This window comes from Nostoc sp. (assembly GCF_054880495.1).
Window position 1 is genome coordinate 1 of sequence record NZ_JBTYKD010000236.1, and the last position, 3423, is coordinate 3423.

Annotated in this window: 2 protein-coding genes; one reads left to right on the forward strand and one right to left on the reverse strand. The window is 41.3% G+C overall.

Annotated features, from left to right (window positions below):
• Nucleotides 1-280: 280 nt before the first annotated feature.
• Nucleotides 281-1564 (forward strand): ankyrin repeat domain-containing protein, encoded by a 1284-nt coding sequence (locus ACYTXL_RS22375; RefSeq protein ID WP_461926649.1) that lies wholly within the window; start codon nucleotides 281-283, stop codon nucleotides 1562-1564.
• Nucleotides 1565-2625: 1061 nt separating this feature from the next.
• Here ACYTXL_RS22375 and ACYTXL_RS22380 read toward each other — a convergent pair.
• Nucleotides 2626-3309 carry an Rpn family recombination-promoting nuclease/putative transposase gene (locus ACYTXL_RS22380; RefSeq protein ID WP_461926650.1) on the reverse strand — a complete coding sequence of 228 codons (684 nt, stop codon included), beginning with the start codon at nucleotides 3307-3309 and terminating at the stop codon, nucleotides 2626-2628.
• Nucleotides 3310-3423: the final 114 nt, after the last annotated feature.

Here is a 3423-nt window from a genome sequence, read left to right on the forward strand (position 1 = left end):
ATTGGGAGAGGGGCTGTTCTTGTGAGGGTCAAACCTGGAAAGCTTGCCAAGTCTAACTTCTACGTTAAGTTGACACCAATGAGCTTTTTCTGTGCCCCTACCGCGTGGTCTATTCTATTTACCTGAAAATAGCTGTAAAAGAGGCTGAGGGAGATTTAGCTGCCTCATCTCCCCCATCTCGCCCTGCAATTTTCCTTCGCCCTCTTGCCAAAGTGGATAAACAATCTCAGACTAAATTTTAAGGTTAGACGAACAAAACCCCCTGTGTGGGATCTCATCCATGACTGAAAACAACGATACTTTGCTGCTAAAAGCTGCTAAAAGTGGTGATATCAAAGGGCTGTGTGCGCTACTGGCTGCTGGTGCCTTGGTGGACGCGTGCGATCGCCAAGGCACGACGGCGTTAATGTTTGCTGCAAATTTAGGCTACACCGAAATTGCGCGATCGCTGCTCGATGCCGGGGCAAATATCAACTTGCCCAGAAAACTCTATGGTTTGACGGCTTTGATGTTGGCAGCTAGTGCTAAACAGCTTGACATTGTGCAGCTTTTACTATCCAGAGGTGCTGATGTCAATGCCACTAATGAAGATGGCAGCACAGCTTTAATGGCAGCAGTACTCAAAGGTCATATTGATGTAGTGCGAGTCTTATTGGCTGCTAACGCCCAAGTTAATATCATAGATAAAGATGATGATACTGCGTTGAAACTTGCCGTTAAGCAGCGAAAAATAGAAGTTATAGAAGCAATTCTCCAAACTGGTGTCGATGTCAATATTCAAGATCAGGAGGGTGAGACAGTCTTAATGCTAGCGGCAGACTTGAGACATCTGAAGATTGTGGAAGCACTCCTCGCAGCAGGGGCGGATGTGAATTTGAAAAACGCTGATGGTGGAACTGCTTTATCGGCAGCAGCAGCAGCTGGACAGAGTGCGATCGCAGCAGCTTTACTAGATCGAGGTGCCGAGATTAATCTCCAAGACCAAGATGATGAAACTGCCCTACATCTTGCCGTTGTGGAAGGCTACATTGATGTCGTGCAAGTCTTACTTAACAGGGGTGCAGATGTCCAAATTAGAAACCATCTGGGTGATACGCCACTGCTTATAGCAGCATTGCAGGGACACAGCGAAATTGTCAAGGCACTGCTGGATTCTGGGGGAGATATTACTGGGGAAAACCTTGGTGAAGTACCTTTGATTCTGGCTGCATCACAAGGACATACCCAAACAGTGAAAGTGTTGCTAGACTATGATGCTGATGCCAACACTCCGGGGGATGAGGGCAAAACTGCTTTGATCAAGGCAACCGAACGCAAGCACACAGAGATCATACATTTGCTGCTGGCAAAGGGGGCAGATGTGAATTTTCAAGACTCAGCGAGGGCAACATCATTAATGTGGGCTGCCTCAGCAGGTTATGACGAAATTGTGCAGTTATTACTCCAAGCAGGGGCAGATGTGAATTTGAAAAACCGGGGTGGTTATACTGCTTTGATGATTGCAGAATTTAATGGTTATAAGAATGTCGTGCGGAGTCTGCAAAAAGCTGGGGCGCAAGAGTAGCCATTAAATAATTCGTAATTCGTAATTCGTAATTCGTAATTCGTAATTCGTAATTGAAGACATTTTCAGACGGGGATTTAAACCCCGACTGAAACTGACGCTACGTGTATACGTAGGGGTCTTAAACCCTTTTATTTACGATAACCATCTGAATTCTTCATCTGAAATATTTTCCGAAATATAGGAATCATATTTGATTTCTGAAAAAATCTCGGTAGTAATGTTGCAAAAAAATTGTAGGTTGGGGAGCCACTGCGTTGCGCGGGTTTCCCGCGTTGTAGCAAGTGGCGTTGGAGGCTTTGCGTAACCCAACATCCTGATAATCAGTTGGGTTGCGCTCCGCTCCACCCAACCTACGTCTAGGTCTAATGCACTATTTTAGCCTAGAGGGTCCACTACGTGCATTTCAAAAATCAAATACTAGTCCTATATCTTGACAAATTATTAAATGAAGGTTATTAACTTAATGAACGTGGATTAAATAAAATGCAAAACTTCATCCTGTCTCTAGCTTCCCTCTCCTTTATAAGGAGAGGGATTGAGGGTGAGGTAAACCAGGGACATAAATTGTATGTTATTTAATTCTTATCCCTAAATACCAAGGAAGTTTAAAAAAACTAAATCTAGACGTGAGAAACAAAGAAAACAAAACTCCGTCGTAGCTGTTGTGAACTTGCTACGGCGGAGAAAGGAAAAATTAAAACGCCAAGAGTGAGTAGGCTAAATGCTTGCGTCACAAGGATAGAAAGAAAGCAAAAATGAAGAAGTAAATTTACCTTTGACTTTTTACCTTGTACGTTTTAGCTTTTATCTAGTCTCCCCCTGGGCGTTTCCTACTGTGCTAGATGTGCAAAATATATAGTTTTTACTTGCACAGAAAAGTATTCTAAGGATCATTTTTTATGTATCATCCTAAAGTTTAAATACAAACGAGTTACCAAAAAAGGTTTATGTGCGACCATTTGGGCGATCGCTACGGAAAGTCAAAGAAAAAATAAAGAAAAAATTAAATTTAGGTTTCGCCGGTTTTGATGTTAATAACGATATTTTTAAAACATCCTCTAAGACTGTTCTTGCAAATATTTTCTGATAATTTCAACATCTAATTCTAGCAACTCTGCTATTTCTTGAATACTCATAGTTCTCTCAGTAAGTTTTGGGACTAATTTCAATTTTGTCTTTTCCAAGATACTCTCGTACAATCGAGTATTTTTGAATTCATCTAAATCAAGCATGGCTTCAATTTCCTCTAAAGCAAGATTGGGAAACTTATAAAATACAATCGCTTGGATAAATGCTAGCACTTTCTTTTGAAGATTTTCATCGGCTAAGTTTTCTCTTGCCTGATTGATTAGCTGTTGGGCTAAAGAAGTAGCTTTTGTAGGTACTTCTATAACTAGTTTGCCAATTCCTACCCCCAAGGAATTTTCAGCCCTAGTAGAAAGTTCATTCAGATAAATGCAGCGTAGATGTTTTTCGATTAAAACCTGATAGCGGGGGTGAGGTGGGGTTTCATGAATGCGGCGATCGTATATAACAACTGCGTACCAGTCTGAGTTTGTGGGTTTATATTGACGGAAATAAACAAAAATTTGCCCAAAAAGTCGTTCGTAAAATTCTTCATCTTTGTAGGTTTGCAATTCGACAAAGTATAAAGGTTCATTTTCAAATCCTTTGATAGGAGAAAATAATCCGTCTAAACGAAATGATTGTTGTTTGATTTCAGGTGCAATAAATGTGTAGATATTGGGATTAAACCACGTCTATCTTGAAACCTCTAGTTCTTCTGTGATCAAAAGGATTTGCCCTCATCCCCCAACCCCTTCTCCCAAATCTGGGAGAAGGGGAGCCAGAATTTC

Bases quoted from the DNA above. Each gene is read 5' to 3' on its own strand.
- ACYTXL_RS22375 (WP_461926649.1), top strand. From the start codon at position 281: ATGACTGAAAACAACGATACTTTGCTGCTAAAAGCTGCTAAAAGTGGT.